Consider the following 20,727-nt stretch of genomic DNA (forward strand, 5'->3'; position numbering starts at 1 on the left):
TTATACAGAAGTCATACCATATTTTTATAATACATATATTTTCGAATCTTTTTCTATTCATTCCATCATTTTATTACGGAGGGGTTATTCATGTCTGTATTTACACCAGAAGAAATTCCGGAACTTGCTGCGAATTCCGGAAGGAAAAAAGCTCATTTATCATTACTCCCTATGCTAATTCTCGGTTTTTTTGGCGGTGCTTTTATCGCATTAGGGTATTTACTCGATATTCATGTTATTGGAACAATGCCAAAATATTGGGGATCATTTACTAGTTTTCTAGGCGCTGCTGTATTCCCTATCGGTCTTATTCTCGTTATTCTTGCAGGCGGTGAACTAGTAACTGGTAACATGATGACAGTTTCTATGGCTTGGCTTCAAAAGAAAATTACTTTATTTCATTTCATACGAAATTTAGTTATTGTTACGTTTAGCAATTTCATAGGGGCTGTATTTGTAGCCTACTTTTTCGGCCATATCGTTGGCTTAACTGAAGGAGCTTTTTTAGCGAAAACTATTTCTATCGCTCAAGCGAAACTACAAGATACACCATTGCAAGCATTTATTTCTGCAATCGGATGTAATTGGCTCGTTTGTTTAGCTGTTTGGCTCAGTATGGGAAGTAAAGAATTTATCGGAAAGATTATCGGTATTTGGTTCCCAGTTATGACTTTTGTTGCGATTGGATTTCAACACGTTGTAGCAAATATGTTTGTCATCCCAGCCGCAATTTTTGCCGGTCATTTCACTTGGGCTGAATATTTTCCAAACTTTATTTTTGTTTTCTTTGGAAATTTAGTAGGAGGTATGTTATTTGTAGCACTACCTTACTTCATATCTTATAATAAGAAACTAGCTTCTTATCAAGAGAAGACTGAAATGAAGAACAAATCTCTGTCGGCTTAAATAGAATGTCTATAAAGAACCCTAAAAATATTACAAATTTCATTTTTTTTGCGAATATATGTACGTACACTTGTTCTCGAATGTTTTATACGTTATAATAACAACTTAAATAGCATTATTTACATATGAGGTGAAAAACATGAACAAAACAGAATTAATTAAAAACGTAGCACAAAATGCTGAGATTTCTCAAAAAGAAGCTACTGTAGTTGTACAAACTGTAGTAGAATCAATCACTAACACTTTAGCTGCTGGTGAAAAAGTACAACTTATCGGATTCGGTACATTCGAAGTTCGCGAAAGAGCTGCTCGTACAGGCCGTAACCCACAAACTGGTGAAGAAATGCAAATCGCAGCTTCTAAAGTACCTGCTTTCAAAGCTGGTAAAGAACTAAAAGAAGCTGTAAAATAATGAAAAATATCCTTCTCATTTATGAGAAGGATATTTTTTCATAACATAATTAATAAAAATCTGACCATTATGCTGTTTCTTTTGTTCTTTTATGCAAATAAAATCTTTACTTTCAAAAAAAGGTTTTGCGGTAATGCTCGCCTCTGTATATATCTCCCTATGTCCCAAGTTCACTGCTTTTTTTTTCTAACTTCTGTAGTATGTATGAAGCGACTCTTTTCCCTTGATAATCTTTATGCGTAAATAAACGATCTACGTAACGGTCATCGTTATAATCCCCAAACCCCACAATCATACCTTTATGATCCGCTACATAGCTAATATTCTTTTCTAAAGACTGTAACCAATTTTCTCTATCTAGTCGCTCCGGTGCCCACGCCTGTAGCTGTAACTCATTATAATCTTTTGCATTAACCGTATGAACTGTTTCATAGAACAATTGTAATACTTGATCTAAATCTTTTTTCTGGAATGTTCTAATTATAATATCTTTTAACATATATAAGTCTCCTTACCAAACTACCTCTTAACTTTTCTACTACATACGATTCTATATTTCTGCTTTATTATATCGTTTTAATTTCTATACGAACAAAAAAACAATACTTATTCAAGTATTGTTTTTTAATTCTATTCAGTTACTTAATGTAGCTTTTTAAGGTTTTAATTTAACTCTTTGTAATCGTAATGCATTTAATACAACGGATACAGAACTAAATGCCATCGCTGCTCCAGCAACCCAAGGGGCTAAGAAACCTAATGCCGCAATTGGAATTCCTAACGCGTTATAAGCTAATGCCCAGAATAAATTTTGTTTAATATTTCTTATCGTCATTTTACTCATAAATATCGCATCAGCAATACTATTTAAGTCACCGCGGATTAACGTTATATCCGCTGCTTCCATCGCTACATCCGTTCCCGTTCCAATTGCCATACCAATGTTCGCTGTAGCAAGAGCAGGAGCATCATTTATCCCGTCTCCAACCATCGCTACTTTCTTACCATTTGCTTGCAGTTTTTTCACTTCTTCTGCTTTTCCTTCTGGCAATACTTCTGCAATTACGTGATCAATACCAACTTGCTTTGCAATTGCCTGAGCAGTTTGTGTATTATCTCCTGTAATCATCACAACGTCTAGACCCATTTTTTTCAGTCTTGCGATAGCTGCTTTTGAAGTATCTTTCACAGTATCTGCAACGGCAACTATACCAGCATATTCTTTATCGATTGCAATAAGCATTGCTGTTTTTCCTTCTCGTTCTAGCGCTTCCATTGATTTAGAAACTTCTTCAATATCAATATTGAATTTCTTCATTAATCGACGTGTACCAATTAATAAGTGTTTTCCTTCTACAACTGATTCGATACCAAATCCCGGAATCGCTTCAAACGTTTCTGAACTTGGGATATCAATTTTCTTTTCTTTAATTCCTTCTACAATCGCTTCTGCAAGCGGATGTTCAGAATTTCTTTCTGCTGCCCCTACTAATCTAAGCAGTTCATTTTCATTGAATCCATCTGCTACAATTACATCTGTTAATACCGGCTTCCCATTTGTCACTGTACCCGTTTTATCTAGAATAACCGTATCTAATCGGTGCGTTGCTTCTAAATGCTCTCCACCTTTAAATAAAATACCATACTCAGCCGATCTTCCTGATCCTGCCATAATAGATGTAGGCGTTGCAAGACCTAATGCACATGGACAAGCAATAACAAGTACTGCTATCATTTTCTCAAGTGCTCCGCCAAAATCACCAGGTGTAACAAATATCATCCATACTGCAAAGGTGATAATCGCAATCACAACTACAACCGGTACGAAAATACCTGAAATTTGATCTGCTACCCTTTGAATAGGAGCTTTTGAACCTTGTGCCTCTTCTACTACTTTAATAATTTGAGCTAATGCAGTATCTCTTCCTACCTTAGTTGCTTTCACTTTTAAAAATCCATTTTTATTTATTGTCGAACCTATTACTACATCCCCAATTGACTTATCAACAGGAATACTTTCACCCGTTAACATCGATTCATCAATTGCTGACTTTCCTTCTACAATCTCACCATCTACTGGTATTTTTTCACCAGGCTTTACATAGACGATATCACCAGCTACTACTTCTTCAATCAAAATTTTTATTTCTGTTCCATCTCGCACAACTGTAGCTGTCTTCGCTTGTAAACCCATCAATTTTTTAATTGCTTCTGAGGAGCGCCCTTTTGCTTTCGCTTCAAATAATTTACCTAAAATAATTAATGTAATAAGTACCGCACTCGTTTCAAAATATAAATCTGTCATATGTTCCGAAGAACCAATAGATTGAATACTTAAATATACACTATAGAAGTACGCGGCCGACGTTCCAAGCGCCACGAGAACATCCATATTAGCACTTTTATTGCGTAACGCTTTATAAGCCCCAACATAAAACTGTCCACCAATGATAAATTGAACAGGAGTTGCAAGTGCTAGTTGCACCCAAGGGTTCATTAACATATCCGGTAAATAAATAAATGACGTAAATGAGAAATGACTAACCATTGCCCACAATAATGGGAAAGATAAAATAAACGAAATAATAAACTTCTTCTTTTGTCTTTCAATTTCTTGTAATCGATGATCAGTTGATGCATCTTGATCATCTGGTTTCACTTCTAATTTATATCCTAGCTTCGTAATCGCGCTCTTCATTTCATTTACATTAACTTCATCAGGGTTAAAGTCTACTGTGGCTGATTCTAAAGCAAAATTTACTGTCGCCTTGTTCACACCATCTAACTTATTTAAACGCTTTTCAACTCTATTTGCACATGCTGCACATGTCATTCCTGAAACAGTAAATTCAGCTTTATCACTTACAATTCCATATCCTAATGATTCAACTTTTTCTTTAAATTGTTGCGGATTTGTTTTAGTTGGATCGTACATTATTTTTGTTTTTTCAAGCGCAAAATTTACATTTGCCTCATGAACACCTTCTACTTTTTTTAGACCTTTTTCAATTCTATTTGCACATGCCGCACATGTCATTCCTGATATTTGAAGATTGGCCTCTTTTTTTTCATTCATGTCTCTCACCTCTATATACCCTTATGAGGTATAATGATTAGCAAAATAAATCGTACTTCATTTAAAGTACGATTTATTTCCATATCTAAAAATAATTATTGAACATCGTATCCTTGATCTTCGATTACAGCAACGATATCTTTTAATGTTACAGCAGACGAGTCGATAGTAACTTCAACAGTTCCTTCTGCTAATTGAACCTTCACTTGTTCAACACCGTTTAGCTCTTTCACACTGCTTTCGATAGCATTTACACAATGTCCACAAGACATACCTTCAACCTGTAATGTTAACTGTTCCATTTAAAATCCTCCTCTTGTTTATTCATTGTTTGTTAATCACAATTACATCTTACCATACCCCCCTAAGGTAATCAATGGTTTTGTATCATGATTTTTCAATTATTTTCTAAAAGTTTATTTTACACACACTTTTTCACTACAATACACCCAAATCCAATATGAGGGTAAACAAAAAAACAAGCCAGTTAAATACTAGCTTGTTTTTACGCTTTTGAAAAACGTTCAAATACTGTCATTAATTCTTCAATTGCTTCGTCACCATTTCCATTTTTAATAGCTCCTGAAACACAATGACTCGTATGATTTTTGAGAACGCCCATTCCTACTTTTTTCATCGCTGCATTAATCGCTGAAATTTGCACTAAAATATCTACGCAATAACGATCATTTTCAATCATGTTTTGAATACCGCGGACCTGTCCTTCAATTCTCTTTAATCTATTTATAATCTGTTCTTTTTCTTTTTCTGATCTATGTGTTACTGCTTCATGCTCTTTATGATCCATATTATCACCTTCTTAAAGTTTCTCTTCATCCAATAAAACAATTGTTTTTTATGAGTATATCAATTATAGCATTAAATATCTACGCATGATACCCCATAAGAGTATATTTACACTTTATGATTATTCTTAACAACGCATTAGCTTCTTAATCTCAATTTTCAGTATACCCTTTCCTTTTTGTCAAAAAATCATTATATCTCTCATCAAAATTCAATAAAGTGAAACAAGAATAAGCGGGGATTACCCGCCCCCGCTTATTCTTCGTCTATAATGTTTTAATTTAAATTTTCAGATATTTAACCTGAGAATTTTTTCTTTCCATATATAATTATTGCTGATCACATACTTTTGTATCATTCACTACTGAAGTTCCTTCAACGGTTACCGTATGAAAACAGTCATTTACTCGAACTGTCACAACATTATCTTGCCGATCAATGATATGATATTCATTAAAATTTTTATTTAGAGCACTGCGAATTTGTTCTCCTTCATAAATTGGAATGCCATGTGATAGAACCCAAATAAGTCCAGCGATAGCAAGAATAGTTTTCATACGATCTACCTCCTTGGGAATATAGTGAACTTTTCATCCATACTTTTTCAGCTCTACAAATCATGATCGGAATAAACCAAGCCTTTTTGGAAATAAGTTCATTTCGTCTATTTTATGTTTATGCTAATTGTGACCGATTTGTGACAACTTTTTGTCTCTTTAGACGAAAAGTTGAAACAAAACTTTCGAAAAGGACAATTCTACATATTAAAAAAGGTTATGGAATGTTTCATCCATAACCTTTTTTCCTATACGTAACTAATAAACCTCAATCCTTTACTTAAAGACGTCGGCACAACAGATGCATGATTCTCCCCTTCAGCTTCATAAAACTTAAATTTAAGTTTATCGTGGTTTACTTGGAGAAGGCGCTCTGATAATTCATTTGCACCTACAACCATATGCTCTCGTTCAAGTGATCCAACTGTAAGGAACACTCCTGTTTCAAACTTAGCATTGTTTAATTCATGTATAAGGTTCTCTTCTTTTTCAAGAACGGATTTATTATTCCACCATATAGATGGACTACTAATAAAATAATTTTGAAAAGCGTTTAAGTTTGTAAATAGTATATGCAAAGCAAATAGTCCACCTAAAGAATGTCCAAATAACGTTTGCTTACTTTTATCAATCTCAAAATTCTTTTCAATTTGTGGTTTCAGTTCTTCTTCAATAAAAGTAAAGAAATTATGTGCTCCTCCTGTTTTAGGCCACGGTCTACCGTCTGGTTTTAAAGGGGCATCTTTTGAAATTACGCTAGGCGTAAAATCATAGCACCTTTCTTCCCCTGAAAATGCGCCTTCAATCGGATAACCCACTCCAACTATAACAGCTGGTGAAACACCAGTTTTTTCCGCTCTTACTGATTGTATTTTAACTGCTTCATGAAATGTTTGAAAAAAGGCATTGCCATCTAATACGTAAATAACGGGATATCCTGAATCCGGTGCTGGTTGCCTCGGCTTTGAAATATGAATTTGATATTCCTTACCTTCTAATTTTGAATACATTTTCCACTGCTCTGTATTAGATGTTATAATCTGCTGTTTTTCAACTGTAGTATTCACCCTATCCCCCCCTTTTTAACTTGTTACATATATTTCGATTTTTTCTTCTTGAGATACAACGCTATCATAACCGAAACAAACAGGAGCCCCGTTATACGGATCAATCATGACACGCGCATCAATATGAAATACTTCTTTTAACACTTCATTTGTAATGATTTCTTCTGGGCTACCAGTTGTAACAATTTCGCCTTCCTTCATTGCAATAATTTCATCTGAAAACCTTGATGCATGGTTAATATCATGTAATACCATAACAACCGTACAATTATGTTCTTTATTTAACTTCTCCACAATTTGTAATACATCTAATTGATGAGACATATCAAGGTATGTAGTTGGCTCATCTAATAGCAACACTTCTGTCTCTTGTGCTAATGCCATCGCTAGCCATACCTTTTGTCTTTGACCACCTGATAAATTTGCAATTTGTCTCGTTCGAAATTCAGAAGTTTTCGTTATATCTAATGCCCAATCAATCATTTCTTTATCTTTTGTCGTTAACTTATTTACGTTATTTCGATGTGGATAGCGTCCATAAGAAATTAATTCTTCCACTTTAAGCTCACCTGGTGCAATTGGAGTTTGCGGGAGTAAAGCTAACTGCTTCGCAATTTCTTTCGTTGGAATTGTATGTAAATCCTGTCCTTGCAAATATACTTTACCGCTTTTTTGTTTTAAAATTCTTCCCATTGTTTTTAACAATGTCGATTTACCGCAACCGTTTGGACCTATAATTGTCGTTACTTTTCCTTCTTGTATTTCCACATTTAAATCGCGAAACACTGTAAGCTTTTCATAACTTGTTTCTAAATTTTTTGCACTTAAAATACTCACTTTTATTCCTCCTCTTACGCTTTCGCCTTATAAAGTAAATATAAGAAATACGGTACACCGACAATAGAAATAACGATTCCAACTGGTAGCTCTACAGGTGTAAAAACTGTTTTCGCAATAAAGTCTGAAGCAATTACAAGAAACATTCCGATTACGCCGCACGTAGGAATTATATACTTATGTTGAATACCGACAAGCCTTTTCGCTATATGCGGTGCCATTAAGCCAATAAAACCGATACTCCCTGAAACAGCAACACATGCGCTCACAAGCCCGATACTACTTAGTAGTAAAATCGATTTCTCTCTTTCTACTGAAACACCTAAACTTGTAATACTCGTTTCTTCCAATTGAAATAAATCTAATAAATAAGCTTTCTTTTGTATAAGCGGAATTAAGATAATAAGCCATGGTAACATAGCCACAATATACTTCCAGTTTGCACTATATATGCTTCCAGACACCCACACTGCGGCCATTTCAAAATCAGTTGACTTCATTTTGAGTGATAAGTACATAGAAAAGGCTCCAAATCCTGATCCAATTGCAATCCCTGTTAATAAAAGTCGCTGCGAATCTAATTTACCGTTTTTCCAAGAAAACAGATAAATGATGATAGCTGCACCTAATCCGCCTACTAAACCAAACATTGGCATCATCATAATAGAAACCCAGTCTGTGCTTTTTAATTGCCCTTGAAAGAAAAACATAAAAATGACAATCGCTGTTCCTGCTCCGGCATTTACGCCTAAAATACCTGGGTCCGCCAACCCATTTCTCGTAATCCCTTGAATAACGGCACCCGCAACACCAAGGCCTAATCCTACTAATCCAGCAATTACGATGCGCGGAAGGCGAAACTCAAAAATAACTAAATCATGTTCTGGTACTGGATCAATTCTAAACAGTGTTTTAAATACATCTGTAATCGTAATGTCGAACGTACCATTTGTTAAACTAATATAAATAGCACATAGTATTAAAAATATAATAATCCCCATCGTCATTCCGAAACGTTGACTTGAACTTTTAAGCATGTCTCTCTCCTCCTCTAGTACGGATTAAATAAAGGAAGAAAGGAATTCCAATTAAAGAGGTAACGACTCCAATAGGTGTTTCAAATGGATAGTTTACAAATCTACTCAAAACGTCACATAACGCTAAGAAAACGCCACCAATAACACCTGCACATGGCAAAATCCACTTATAATCTACCCCAATTATAAAGCGCGTAATGTGCGGAATAATTAAACCTACAAAACCAACTTTCCCCACTAAAGCAACTGCTGTTCCTGTTAAGAAAATTACCGATAAAATTGCCATCGCTTTAACTAGTTTTGTACGTTGCCCTAAATTAATAGAAACCTCTTCGCCTAATGAAAGAATGGTAATAGATTTTGATATTAACAATGCTAAAATTATTCCAATTATCCCAAACGGTATCGTGATTTTAATGATATTAGGATCTACTTGATCTAACTTTGCATTAAACCAAAAACTAACATTTTGAGAAATTTGGAAATACGAAGCCATTGCAGCCGATACACTACTTAAAAATGTTCCAATAACTGTTCCTATAATCGCTAACCTTACTGGTGATAAGCCATTTTGAAGGAGCGAACCAAAACCAAACACGATACCGGCTCCTAGTGCAGAACCAATCATTGAACATACAACCATACCAATTGATGACATTCCCGGAAGAAAAATCATACAAAGTGTAATAACAAAGGCAGCACCATCCGTCACACCCATAATAGAAGGGGATGCAAGATAGTTTCTTGTCATCCCCTGCATAAGTGCTCCTGATATGGCTAGAAATGCTCCGACTAAAAGAGCTGCAACTACCCTTGGTAAACGTGAAGTAATAATAATATTATGATTTACATCGCTTGAATCAAAATGAAATAATGCGTTCCACACTGTTTCAGCGTCAATACTTTTTGCCCCATACAAAATCGAAAGTATAACTGTAAATAAGATGAGTATGGGTGCTATACATAATATAGTTACTGGTACTGCATTTGTTTTCTGCATATCATTCAACGCACCTTACTTATTGTATTATTTAGATAAATTTTTCACTGCTTCTTTTAAGAATGCTGTTTTACTCCAAGCTGTACCACCTTGTGCCATTGGATCTACAACATTTACAAATACTTTCTTTTCCTTCGCAGCATTCATACTTTGCCAAATTGGATTACTTTCAATTTCTTCTAACACTTTCGGGTTTTTATTTTCACTTGCCTCATATTGTAAGAAAATATAATCTGGGTTAAGTTCAGCAAGTTTTTCAAATGAAATTTTCTCTTGTGCTTTTACAGTTTTCAATTGTTCTGGAGCAGTTAGTCCAAGATCTTTATAAATTACAGGATTGAAGTATACTCCTTCTGGATATAGGAATAATTCGTTTGCTCTTAGTCTTATGACAAGTACTTTTTTATCTTTTAACTTATCTCCTAGTTTTGCTTTTGCTTTTTCAGCGTCCGAATTGTAATCCTTAATAATTTTTTCGGCTTTATCTTTTTTACCAGTTAATTCTCCCATTAACTTTAAGTTATCTTCCCAATTTGTTGAAACGTGTGATACCGGGAATGTAGGAGCTACTTTCGTAAACTTTTCAGCTGTTTCTGCTGGGAATTTCGTACTCGATGTAATAACATCTGGTTTTAATTGTAGTAATGTTTCGAAATTGGGTTGCATTTTCTCACCAACAGATTTAGCACCTTCTAACTCTTTTTCAAGATATTTTGGTAATTTACCACCTACAGTAATGGCACCAACTGGTTTAATTCCAAGTACTGCCGCATCTTCCATTGACTCTAAACTAGCTGTCGCAATTTTATCTACTTTTGCTGGCACTGTATACTCTTTACCTAAATATGTAATTTTTCGTTTTTCATCTTTTTTTGTTTCCGTAGCTTTTGTCTGTTGTTTTTGCTCGCCTGAAGTTTTATCCGCACTATTACATGCTGCTAAACCTACACTTAAAACTGTAACCATCCCTAAAGTAAATAATTTCTTGTTCATCTTTATATGTCTCCTCTCAAATTTTCAAACTATATTCTCAATAAAATTTAACTATATGAACCTTGTCCCATATATATATTTCATTAGATTAATAATTTTATCCAGAACTCATTCCCGTTCACTTCCCCTAGACTATAATTCTTTTACGCCTCCATCACTTGATAATCATTTTCAATGATAATGATTATCGTTACTAAGTATATATTTAATATGAAATTATTTCAAGAATGATTTGAAAAATTTTAACAAACTGAATTAAAAAAGAAGTATCTCCCTGATATTAGGGAGATACTTCTTTTTTTAGAAATTTATATGCAATTCAACTGGACAATGGTCTGATCCCATCACTTCACTATTAATTTTCGCTTCTGTTATTTGGTCTTTCATTCGTTCCGAAACAACAAAATAATCTAAACGCCATCCGATATTTTTCGCTCTCGCGCCCATACGATACGACCACCACGAGTATGCACCTTCTTGATCAGGATAAAGGTAACGATATGTATCAATAAATCCTTCTTCTAAAATACTTGAAAATTTCTCTCGCTCCTCATCAGAGAATCCAGGATTTTTACGATTACTTTTTGGATTTTTCAAATCGATTTCTTTATGAGCAACATTTAAGTCTCCACAAAAAATAACTGGTTTTTTCTCATCTAATCGTTTGATATAGGACCTGAAATCATCTTCCCATTTCATTCTGTAATCTAATCGTTCTAATCCACGTTTTGAATTTGGTGTATATAACGTTATCATATAAAAATCTTCGAATTCTAAAGTAATAAGTCGCCCTTCTTGATCATGCTCTTCAATGTCTAAACCATATGTAACTGAAAGCGGTTCTTTTTTCGAAAAAATAGCAGTTCCTGAATATCCTTTTTTCACAGCATAATTCCAGTATGTATAATATCCCTCTAGATTTAAATCAATTTGCCCTTCTTGTAATTTAATCTCTTGTAGACAAAATATATCAGCACTTGATTCCTCGAGATATTCCAAGAATTCACCTTTTGCGATAACTGCTCGCAAACCATTTACATTCCATGAAATTAACTTCACTTTTAGCCCTCCTCTTGATGTTTATTTCCAAATTTCATGCTATCACAAAATAGAAAAACAATCATATTTTCACCTTTGTAATCTTGCTCTTACATTTATGAATACATACATACGCACTTTATTCAGGTTATACTAATTTCAGAGGTGATGTTCTATGCACAATGAAGGAGTTACATTAACAAATGAGTATTGGCAAGCAATTATTCATAATGATTCTTCCTATGATAGCAAATTCTTTTATGCTGTGAAATCAACTGGAATCTTTTGCAGGCCATCATGCAAATCAAGAATACCGAATAGAAACAATGTACGAATTTTTCATCATGCAGAGCAAGCATTAAGTGAGAACTTTCGCCCGTGCAAACGTTGTAAGCCAAATGGAATCACTTTACCTAATGAAGAGTGGGTAGAACAAATTAAAGACTATATCGAAAAGCATTATGACGAATCCTTAACTCTCGACATGCTTGCGGAAATGTGTCACGGTAGCCCTTTTCATTTACAACGTACTTTCAAAAGAATAATAGGGTTAACTCCTATAGAATATATACAACAATTCAGGGTTCTTAAAGCAACCGAATACCTTTTACACACAAATCAATCTATTAAAGAAATTAGTACTGCTGTCGGGATAGAAAACCCAGAGTATTTCGCAACTTTATTTAAAAAGAAAACCGGATTTACTCCTACTGAATATCGAAAAAAGAACGAAATGAAAGAGGGATACGATAATGAATTCCTACAAAAATAATTATATATATTGGACGCTACTTACACATAAAAATTGGCGATTTCATATTGCTGCAACTGAAAATGGACTATGTTTCATTGGATCACAAGACGAAAACTTTGAAGAATTAAATATATGGGCTAGAAAAAAACTGCCCCAACATATATTGACCCATAGTCCAGATTACTTGCAAATATATACGCAAGAAGTTATCGAGTATTTAGAAAACAAGCGAGAAACTTTTACATTTCCTATCGATGCTTATGGAACTAATTTTCAATTATCTGTTTGGAATACGGTACGTGAAATTCCTTATGGAAAGACATATTCTTATACAGAAATTGCTGAAAGAATTCAAAAACCTAAAGCTGTGCGCGCCGTTGCTTCTGCTATTGCTGCTAACCCTCTTCTTATTACCATTCCTTGTCACCGCGTTATTGGGAAGAATGGGAAACTAACCGGATTTAGGGGTGGATTAGAAATGAAGAAAAAATTGCTTACATTAGAAAAGTTGCAGGTGGAATTCATATGACAGCAGAATATAATAGCGCATTATCTATAGCAGTTCCAAAAGAATTTTGTTTCCAAGAAAATTTACGTTATCTATCACGCTCTAACAATGAATGTATGTTCCATATTGAAGATAACAAAATTTATAAAGTTATCCCTGTTCAAGATGTAAATCCTTTAGTTGAAATTAGTGTGAATACAGATGGGAATATTCAAATACGTTGTTTAGAAGAACCATATACATCTGAAAAATCGATACGTGAAGCTGTAGTTAACTATGTAAAAGAATGGTTTGATTTAACTACTGATTTAGCCCCATTTTATACATTAGCTAAACATGATTTACTCCTTCAAGGACCAATTGAACAATATTATGGCCTTCGTACTTTAGGCATTCCAGACTTATTTGAGGCACTTTCCTGGGGAATTATCGGTCAACAAATTAACCTAACATATGCTTATACACTAAAAAGGAGATTAGTTGAGCAATTTGGAAGTTATGTAGAATGGGACGGTAGAAAGCATTGGATATTCCCATCACCTGAAGCAATTGCAAATCTACATGTAGAAGATCTCCAACAATTAAAAATGACGACTAGAAAATGTGAATATTTAATCGGTATTGCGAAGCTTATTACAGAGAGAAAACTATTAAAAGAGGATTTACTGCAAACACAAGATGTAAAGGTTGCTGAGAAACAATTAACTGCTATCCATGGTATAGGGCCATGGACTGCCAACTATGTTTTAATGCGTTGTTTAAGATTTCCTTCGGCTTTTCCAATTGATGATGTTGGTCTGCATAATGCAATTAAATTTATAACAGGTTCCGAAAATAAACCGACAAAAAATGAAATAAAAGATTTCGCGGCAAACTGGGCTAATTGGGAGTCTTATGCGACTTTTTATTTGTGGCGAGTACTATATTAAAAGAACCAAGTAGCACATTCGTACTACTTGGTTCTTTTTTAAGCTTGCTCCTCAAAACGTCTTGCAATTTCCACAATAACTTGAACAGCTTTTTCCATAGTATCTACCGAAACATACTCAAATTTACCGTGATAGTTTTCACCACCAGTGAAAATATTCGGCGTCGGTAATCCCATATATGATAATTGTGATCCATCTGTGCCTCCGCGAATCGGATGAATATTTGGTTCAATGTCTAAACTTTTCATTGCTTCATATGCAATATCAACAATTTCTCTTACCGGTTCAATTTTTTCAAGCATGTTATAGTATTGATCATTCATTTCTAAAACGACTGCATCTTCGCCATATTTTTCTTGCATAGTCTTCACAATATTTTTAACGTTATTTTTACGTGCCTCAAAATTTTCACGATCAAAGTCTCGAATAATATAATACGCTTTACTTTGCTCAACATCACCATTTAAAGAAAGTAAATGATAGAATCCCTCATAGCCTTCTGTATATTCTGGCGCCTCTTCTACTGGTAAATACCCGTTAAACTCCATAGCCAGTTTAGTAGCATTGCGCATTTTATTTTTCGCTGTTCCAGGATGTGTATTCGTTCCGTTAAACGTTAACTTAGCACCTGCAGCATTAAAACTTTCATACTCTAAACCACCTAATGGACCTCCATCCATCGTATAAGCGAATGATGCACCAAACGCTTCTACATCAAAATGCGCTGGCCCACGACCAATTTCTTCATCCGGTGTAAATGCTACTCTTATTTTCCCGTGCTTAATTTGCGGATTATGTATTAAATGGTTCATTGCAACCATAATTTCTGTAAGACCAGCTTTATCATCTGCTCCTAGAAGTGTTGTACCATCAGTTGTAATAATGGTATGTCCTTTATATGATGGTAATTCCGAGAACTGCTCTGGTGTTAACACAATATTTAGCTCTTCATTTAACGTAATTGCATTACCATCAAAATTTTCATGAATTTGTGGTTTGACGTTTTTCCCTGTAAAGTCTGTTGCCGTATCTAAATGGGCTAAAAATCCGATTACAGGAACATCCTTGTCCGTATTAGCTGGAAGTGTTGCCATTACATAGCCATTATCATCCATCGTTACTTCTGTTAAACCAATTTCTTTTAGCTCTTCCACTAATAACTTACCAAACTCAATTTGTCCTGGTGTTGTTGGTACTGTATGACTTTCTTCATTTGATTGCGTATCAATTTTTACATATCTCGTAAATCTTTCAATAAGTTCTTGTTTCAAGTTCATTCACTCCCTTTTATGTTCCTCCCTCCATTATAATCCTTAAAACGAAATATTTTAACTTTTTTGACTGTGAAGATGTATATTTCATTTACATTGTTAACACTTTTACATAACAAAAAGAAAATTAGTGAACATATTTAAAGTACAGCTTAATACAAATAAATTCACCCTATTTACGACTCTCATCGCAAATAGGGTGTTTCTGTTTTTATCTCGCAATTTAAGAATATATACTACTCATTTACAATAAAAGTATATACATCATCATAAATACAGCCATTTACTTTAATCACATACTTCCCAGGTTTATTAAAACTAATTGTGTATTTATTTAACTGAATTGCTTCTTTATCTCCAGAAAGAATATCAATGCTTCTGCCACTTAATACATACAATTCATTTAAATTCATCGTTACATCAATTGTATTGAAATTTTCTACTTTCACTTGCTGTGCTTCCGCAACGCTTACACTTGGTTCTAAAAACAGTAATCCACTTAATCCAATCGTCCCCGCTAAAGCAACTCCCGCAAACTTTTTAATCTGTTTCATTACAATGACCTCCTTATAGATTTTACGTAAAGGCAATGTCCTCCCTTACACCACAAAGCCTATATGTAATGAAATGAAAAGTAAACGGGGACTGTAAGACAAAATTCTACATCTTTTTCTCCTATTGAATATAAATCCAACGTTTGGAATTTTGACACATTTAAAATTGTTTCCCTAAACCAATTTCTCCATAATTTATTCAAAGACTGAATAATTACTTATTTATTTAACATTCTAACAATAGTTGATAAAGATGCTTTCTATTCAAAAAAAGACTTTGCTATAAAAGTAACTTTTACAACAAAATCCATGCAACTAATTTTATTCAGCTTTCCATAATCTCTCTACATTCATTAATTGTTCTTCTTTAAATTCCATCTTATATATATCCGGTTTTGACGTATTCATTAAAAATTCAAAACCATATTGTTTATCAAAATAGTTCATCATTAATGTCATGACAAACCCATGTGTACCAATTACAATTTTGCATCCTCGAAAATCCATTAAGATTTCTTTTAATACTTTCACTACTCTTCTCTGGCAATCTGCATATGACTCTCCTTCCGTTCGTGCAAAGTCCGGATTAGAGAACATCTTCTGTACAAGTGGATACACCTCTTTGTCTGATATAACCTGATCCTCACTTGAAAACATACACTCTTTAAGATTTTCATATACTACTATTTCTTTTTCATGGAAATTAGCTGACTCCTCTATCGTTAGCATAGCCCGATTATAAGGACTGGAAATAAAAGTATCAATCCTCTCCGCTTTTAATATGTCAGTTACTCTACGGGCATCCATATGTCCCCTCTCAGTTAATCCACGCATTCTTTCATTTCCTTCTAGTTTTGATGATTCACCATGTCTAACCATATAAATATATGTGCTCATAATTTCTCCTTAAAATTTTTTATAAAGTGAAACTTTAATCAGCCCTCACTAATCGGGCTGCCCGGCAAATAGCGAGATAAGTTAATAAATCACGTTCATTTATCCCATTTCAACACTTAGGGGTAATACTAAAATACTTTATAAACTGTGCTGATTTGTTCGTCTAATCCATTCTCCTACTAAACTCTCAAATAATTCAGGCTGCTCAATTTGCAAATTATGCCCTGCCATATCTAACACTGCTAATGTTGCCCTTGGATATTCTTCAATAATTTCTATAATATTTTGATAACCTACTGATATATCTTGTCTTCCAGTCAGTAAAAGAACGGGATTTTCATATTTTTCATGCTGAAAATCCATAGTAAGAGAGTAATTCTTTTGCAACCTTTCAATAAATTCATAATTAGCAACATCTAACCCAGGCTTAATTTCTTCTTTAAATCGCTTATATGTATATTCATTTGCTATTACAGCTAACTCACAAAACTCCTCTCTTTCTGTGGAAGTGAGCGTATTTAAAAATTCCTCATCTTGTACAATTACCTGTTTATCTGGAAGAATCCTTTTTTCTGGCTCCGCTACAACAACAGGACATACTAATAGTAATCCGCTAACTCTCTCAAACATCTTTGCAAGTATACCTTTGGCTAAATAGCCTCCATATGATTCTCCTACCAATAAAAATTTTTCAGTAGAAATGATTTCCTCAATAAATGTGATAAGCACTTCTACACGATCTGAACTATTTATCCAATTTGGAGCATTCGATTTTCCCATTCCAGGTAAATCAATATATATTCGCTTATAACCTTCATATTTCTGAAATACTGATTCCATACATTTCATCATTAACCTATGGTCAGGGGCGCACCCATGTATGATAATGACCGGTTTACCCTCTCCCACAATTTCATAGTATATTTCTGCATCTTTAATTCGATATATCATAAAAAAGCCTCCCTATTTAGTGGCAATACTATTCCACTCTGTAAGAATACACGTTCTTATTTTATATCTTTTCTCAACATTTTCACAAATATTAATCTTCAGATTAAAAATAAAAAGCTCACCAAAAAAAGATACTCATCATTTTATATGCAATTTTGCATCTCCACTTACAAATCACTAAAAAAACTTTACAATTCAAAGGATGACTAAATATACAATTTCTATTTAAAGTCTTGATACAGTCTATACTATCAACCGCAATATTTTTTCAACCTTAAGAATACTTACACTCTTTAACACTTTCCTTATAAACATGATTTTTATAAGGAAATCTGATACAATTCTTAAATAATATTATTATGTATAGATATAACGAACATAGTGCATAATTAAAGAAGGTGATTTCATTGAAATTAAATAAAAATTTACAATTATGTATATTAATCGGAACATTAATATGCTATTCAATCTATTTTATGTTTTTCTATCTGTTCCCTACTCATTTTTCAAATTCAGATGTACGCTTCGCTTCACTTGTCGTTGAAGCCATTACATTTGTATCACTGATTTACTCTATATATTCTAAAAAAGTCAGTTCAAATCCGTTTTGGATATGTATTACAATAGCAATTGGTAGTTTTTTATTAGGGAAAATAGTATATACATATCAAGATAGCTTCTTCGAAATTCCAATACATCGTTTTACGGTTTCTGATGTATTTTACATGTTTTTTCTATTTTTCTGTCTTATCGCTTTCTGCTATAAAATCTTAAAGGAATGCAATAAATGGGAAAAAGCGTTCTTTATTTGTGATATATGCATAGTGCTTACTTCCATATTTACATTAGAATGGTATTTATTTAATCAACCAAATTTAAATATATTCGCTCTTTCACTAGGAGATGTTTTCCTTTCATTTTTATACCCAATTGCAGATTTATTATTTCTACTGCTAGGTGTTAGTCTCTTTTTCCGTCCAACAATTTTTAATTCCAAACGGAAAATTTATATCTTTATTTTTGTATTAATAAGTTCTGCAACTTTTAACTATATTTATTTTTACTTAAATAACCACTTATCAACTGAAACGATAATATTATTACGTCTTTTATATAGAATACCTATATTACTTATTGCAATAGCTGGCTCTATTTCAGAAGATCATAATAGCCATAAAAATTATTTCCTTGTAAACCCTATAATAGGAAAAAAAGCTTTAGTTGTATTTCCCTATCTTGCTGTTGCAATACTAATCGGGTTTACATTAAAAGAACAAACATCATCTTCAACTCTCATTACAGGAAATTGTATTACTTTTATTTTCGTACTCATTCGTCATTCTATCGTACGTATGCAAAACAATTCCTTAACAAAACGTTTGCAGGCATTTAATGCCCAACTAGAAGAAAAAGTTACTTTACGGACTTCTGATTTAGTTCATAAATCAGAGGCTCTTTCTCAAAAACAACAAAAATTCAAATCATTATATGAATATCATCCTGACCCTATTTTCACCATTGATTTAAATGGAATATTCTTAAATGTAAATAAGGCTGGGAGTGTACTACTTGGAGCACCAACAGATGAGTTACTCGGTGAAACTTGTTTTTCGATTATTTTAGATGAAGATAAGCATAAGCTAGCATTGGCGTTAGAGAAAGTGAAACAACAAGAATCGGCATCCTTACAACTTAGTTCTCAATATAAAGATGGCTTTACTTATTTTTTATACGTTACAATCATTCCTATTATAATAGACGGACAAATTTCAGGAAGCTATATTATGGTGAAAGATATTACTGCACTAAAAAAACAGCAAGAAGAAATAAAATATTTAGCATTCCATGACACTGTAACGAAAATTGGTAACCGTGCCTTTTTCCATAAGAAATTAAAGAGAGTTATAAAAAATGCTGAAATAACAGAAAGCGAGTTTGCATTATTATATTTAGATTTAGATCGCTTTAAAGCAATTAACGATACACTTGGACATTCATCAGGAGACTACATATTAGAAGAAGTAGCAAAGCGCTTCCAATCATGTCTTCCATCACATACTCATCTTTCAAGAATCGGTGGCGATGAATTTACAATCATAATTGAAAACTATACTGACGAAGATTACTTATTCCAATTATGTAACCAATTATTTAAATGCATGAAAAAGTCATTTATCATACATGAGCATAAATTAACTTTATCACTGAGTATCGGCATCGCTATTTATCCACATTCCGGAATCGATACCGCTACACTTCTGAAAAACGCTAATGTTGCAATGTATGATGCAAAAGCAAAAGAACTTAACTCTGTATCTATTTATGACGATGTAATCGCTAAAAAAATTGAAAGACGATTGCGATTAGAAAAAGATTTACCAAACGCACTACAAAATGAAGAATTGTTCCTTTTGTATCAACCTCAAGTTGATAGTGAATCTAATAAAATTATCGGTGCAGAAGCTTTAATTAGGTGGAATCATCCTGAATTAGGTATTATTTCTCCATACGAGTTTATTCCGATTGCAGAAGAAACACTACAAATTATTTCAATAGGTAAATGGACATTAGAGCAGGCTTGTAAACAAATGAAACGTTGGCACGCACTCGGATATTCACATTTAAAAATAGGTGTAAATTTATCTGCTAAGGAATTTGAACAAGAGGATTTTGTAAAATCTATTTCTTCTACTTTAACAAATACAGGTTTACCAGCAAGCTCTCTTGATCTTGAATTAACAGAGCGAATTGCAATGATGGATGAGCGAGAAACATTGATAAAACTGCGTACACTAAAAAGTTTAGGGATTCACATTTCTATCGACGATTTTGGTACAGGTTATTCTTCGCTAGCCTACTTACCTTTGTATCCAATTGATACGTTAAAAATCCCGAGAGAATTTATTACAATGTCTGAAACATGTGATGATGGAATGGAAATTATTAAAACGATCATCACATTAGCAAATACATTAGGAATGTCTGTCATTGCTGAAGGTGTAGAAACGAAAGAGCACGTAAATTTCCTTCAAAAAAATAAATGTCAGTTTATTCAAGGTTATTATTACAGTAAACCTATTCATATTCATGCATTTACTGAGCTATTAGAAAACGGCATTCACCCATAGTACAT

Annotated in this window: 20 protein-coding genes and 1 pseudogene; 6 read left to right on the forward strand and 15 right to left on the reverse strand. The window is 33.5% G+C overall.

The window, feature by feature from the left end:
- Positions 1–90: 90 nt before the first annotated feature.
- Both ACUN13_RS00075 and ACUN13_RS00080 read left to right on the forward strand, forming a co-directional pair.
- Positions 91–906: a formate/nitrite transporter family protein gene (locus ACUN13_RS00075; protein ID WP_445423632.1), complete on the forward strand. Its 816-nt coding sequence runs from the start codon at positions 91–93 to the stop codon at positions 904–906.
- A gap of 139 nt (positions 907–1,045) precedes the next feature.
- Positions 1,046–1,318 (forward strand): HU family DNA-binding protein, encoded by a 273-nt coding sequence (locus tag ACUN13_RS00080; protein ID WP_001043904.1) that lies wholly within the window; start codon positions 1,046–1,048, stop codon positions 1,316–1,318.
- Positions 1,319–1,333: 15 nt separating this feature from the next.
- Here the strand turns inward: ACUN13_RS00080 and ACUN13_RS00085 are convergent.
- The 11 genes and pseudogenes from ACUN13_RS00085 to ACUN13_RS00135 all read right to left on the reverse strand — a co-directional run bounded on the left by ACUN13_RS00085 (position 1,334) and on the right by ACUN13_RS00135 (position 11,751).
- A pseudogene (locus ACUN13_RS00085) lies at positions 1,334–1,817 on the reverse strand (GNAT family N-acetyltransferase).
- Positions 1,818–1,973: 156 nt separating this feature from the next.
- Positions 1,974–4,394, reverse strand: a complete 2,421-nt coding sequence (locus ACUN13_RS00090) for a heavy metal translocating P-type ATPase (RefSeq protein WP_001003178.1) — start codon at positions 4,392–4,394, stop codon at positions 1,974–1,976.
- Positions 4,395–4,489: 95 nt separating this feature from the next.
- Positions 4,490–4,696 carry a copper chaperone CopZ gene (gene copZ / locus ACUN13_RS00095; protein ID WP_000436973.1) on the reverse strand — a complete coding sequence of 69 codons (207 nt, stop codon included), beginning with the start codon at positions 4,694–4,696 and terminating at the stop codon, positions 4,490–4,492.
- 203 nt (positions 4,697–4,899) lie between these two features.
- Entirely contained in the window at positions 4,900–5,202 is a 303-nt protein-coding gene (locus ACUN13_RS00100; RefSeq protein WP_000349637.1) for a metal-sensing transcriptional repressor, read from the reverse strand.
- A 328-nt stretch (positions 5,203–5,530) separates the two neighbouring features.
- The gene (locus tag ACUN13_RS00105) at positions 5,531–5,758 is read right to left on the reverse strand and encodes a hypothetical protein (protein WP_000849103.1); all 228 of its coding nucleotides are present in this window, start codon (positions 5,756–5,758) and stop codon (positions 5,531–5,533) included.
- Between the two features lie 248 nt (positions 5,759–6,006).
- Positions 6,007–6,825 (reverse strand): alpha/beta hydrolase-fold protein, encoded by an 819-nt coding sequence (locus tag ACUN13_RS00110; RefSeq protein ID WP_326263219.1) that lies wholly within the window; start codon positions 6,823–6,825, stop codon positions 6,007–6,009.
- Between the two features lie 15 nt (positions 6,826–6,840).
- On the reverse strand, positions 6,841–7,662 hold the full coding sequence (locus ACUN13_RS00115; protein ID WP_000025766.1) for an ABC transporter ATP-binding protein: 822 nt from the start codon (positions 7,660–7,662) through the stop codon (positions 6,841–6,843).
- 14 nt (positions 7,663–7,676) lie between these two features.
- Positions 7,677–8,699, reverse strand: coding sequence for a FecCD family ABC transporter permease (locus tag ACUN13_RS00120; protein WP_000920450.1), 1,023 nt, complete (start codon positions 8,697–8,699; stop codon positions 7,677–7,679).
- Positions 8,692–9,699, reverse strand: a complete 1,008-nt coding sequence (locus tag ACUN13_RS00125; protein WP_001173058.1) for a FecCD family ABC transporter permease — start codon at positions 9,697–9,699, stop codon at positions 8,692–8,694. The genes ACUN13_RS00120 and ACUN13_RS00125 overlap by 8 nt, the downstream gene beginning before the upstream one ends.
- 27 nt (positions 9,700–9,726) lie before the next feature.
- The gene (locus tag ACUN13_RS00130; protein ID WP_001035506.1) at positions 9,727–10,692 is read right to left on the reverse strand and encodes an iron-hydroxamate ABC transporter substrate-binding protein; all 966 of its coding nucleotides are present in this window, start codon (positions 10,690–10,692) and stop codon (positions 9,727–9,729) included.
- A 300-nt stretch (positions 10,693–10,992) separates the two neighbouring features.
- Positions 10,993–11,751, reverse strand: coding sequence for an exodeoxyribonuclease III (locus tag ACUN13_RS00135; RefSeq protein ID WP_000767598.1), 759 nt, complete (start codon positions 11,749–11,751; stop codon positions 10,993–10,995).
- 154 nt (positions 11,752–11,905) lie between these two features.
- On the opposite strand from ACUN13_RS00135, the gene ACUN13_RS00140 reads away from it, so the two are divergent.
- From ACUN13_RS00140 to ACUN13_RS00150, 3 genes are read left to right on the forward strand one after another with little or no spacing between them, the layout of a single operon-like run.
- Positions 11,906–12,502, forward strand: a complete 597-nt coding sequence (locus tag ACUN13_RS00140; protein ID WP_000551322.1) for a bifunctional transcriptional activator/DNA repair enzyme AdaA — start codon at positions 11,906–11,908, stop codon at positions 12,500–12,502.
- Positions 12,483–13,013 carry a methylated-DNA--[protein]-cysteine S-methyltransferase gene (locus ACUN13_RS00145; RefSeq protein WP_001089840.1) on the forward strand — a complete coding sequence of 177 codons (531 nt, stop codon included), beginning with the start codon at positions 12,483–12,485 and terminating at the stop codon, positions 13,011–13,013. Before ACUN13_RS00140 ends, ACUN13_RS00145 begins: the two co-directional genes overlap by 20 nt.
- Complete coding sequence (locus ACUN13_RS00150) at positions 13,010–13,921, forward strand: DNA glycosylase (RefSeq protein ID WP_445423633.1); 912 nt, start codon at positions 13,010–13,012, stop codon at positions 13,919–13,921. The genes ACUN13_RS00145 and ACUN13_RS00150 overlap by 4 nt, the downstream gene beginning before the upstream one ends.
- Positions 13,922–13,959: 38 nt before the next feature.
- Here ACUN13_RS00150 and pepT read toward each other — a convergent pair whose 3' ends face one another.
- From pepT to ACUN13_RS00170, 4 genes are all read right to left on the reverse strand, one after another.
- Positions 13,960–15,192 (reverse strand): peptidase T, encoded by a 1,233-nt coding sequence (pepT, locus tag ACUN13_RS00155; protein WP_444877237.1) that lies wholly within the window; start codon positions 15,190–15,192, stop codon positions 13,960–13,962.
- A gap of 236 nt (positions 15,193–15,428) precedes the next feature.
- Positions 15,429–15,746, reverse strand: coding sequence for a hypothetical protein (locus ACUN13_RS00160; RefSeq protein ID WP_000809495.1), 318 nt, complete (start codon positions 15,744–15,746; stop codon positions 15,429–15,431).
- A gap of 321 nt (positions 15,747–16,067) precedes the next feature.
- Positions 16,068–16,643 (reverse strand): histidine phosphatase family protein, encoded by a 576-nt coding sequence (locus ACUN13_RS00165; protein WP_445423634.1) that lies wholly within the window; start codon positions 16,641–16,643, stop codon positions 16,068–16,070.
- 138 nt (positions 16,644–16,781) lie between these two features.
- Positions 16,782–17,594, reverse strand: coding sequence for an alpha/beta fold hydrolase (locus ACUN13_RS00170; protein ID WP_445423635.1), 813 nt, complete (start codon positions 17,592–17,594; stop codon positions 16,782–16,784).
- Between the two features lie 407 nt (positions 17,595–18,001).
- Here ACUN13_RS00170 and ACUN13_RS00175 point away from each other — a divergent pair, with 407 nt between their 5' ends.
- Complete coding sequence (locus ACUN13_RS00175) at positions 18,002–20,722, forward strand: sensor domain-containing protein (RefSeq protein ID WP_000773557.1); 2,721 nt, start codon at positions 18,002–18,004, stop codon at positions 20,720–20,722.
- The last annotated feature ends 5 nt before the right edge of the window (positions 20,723–20,727 follow it).

It is taken from the genome of Bacillus cereus group sp. Bce041 (genome assembly GCF_052646455.1).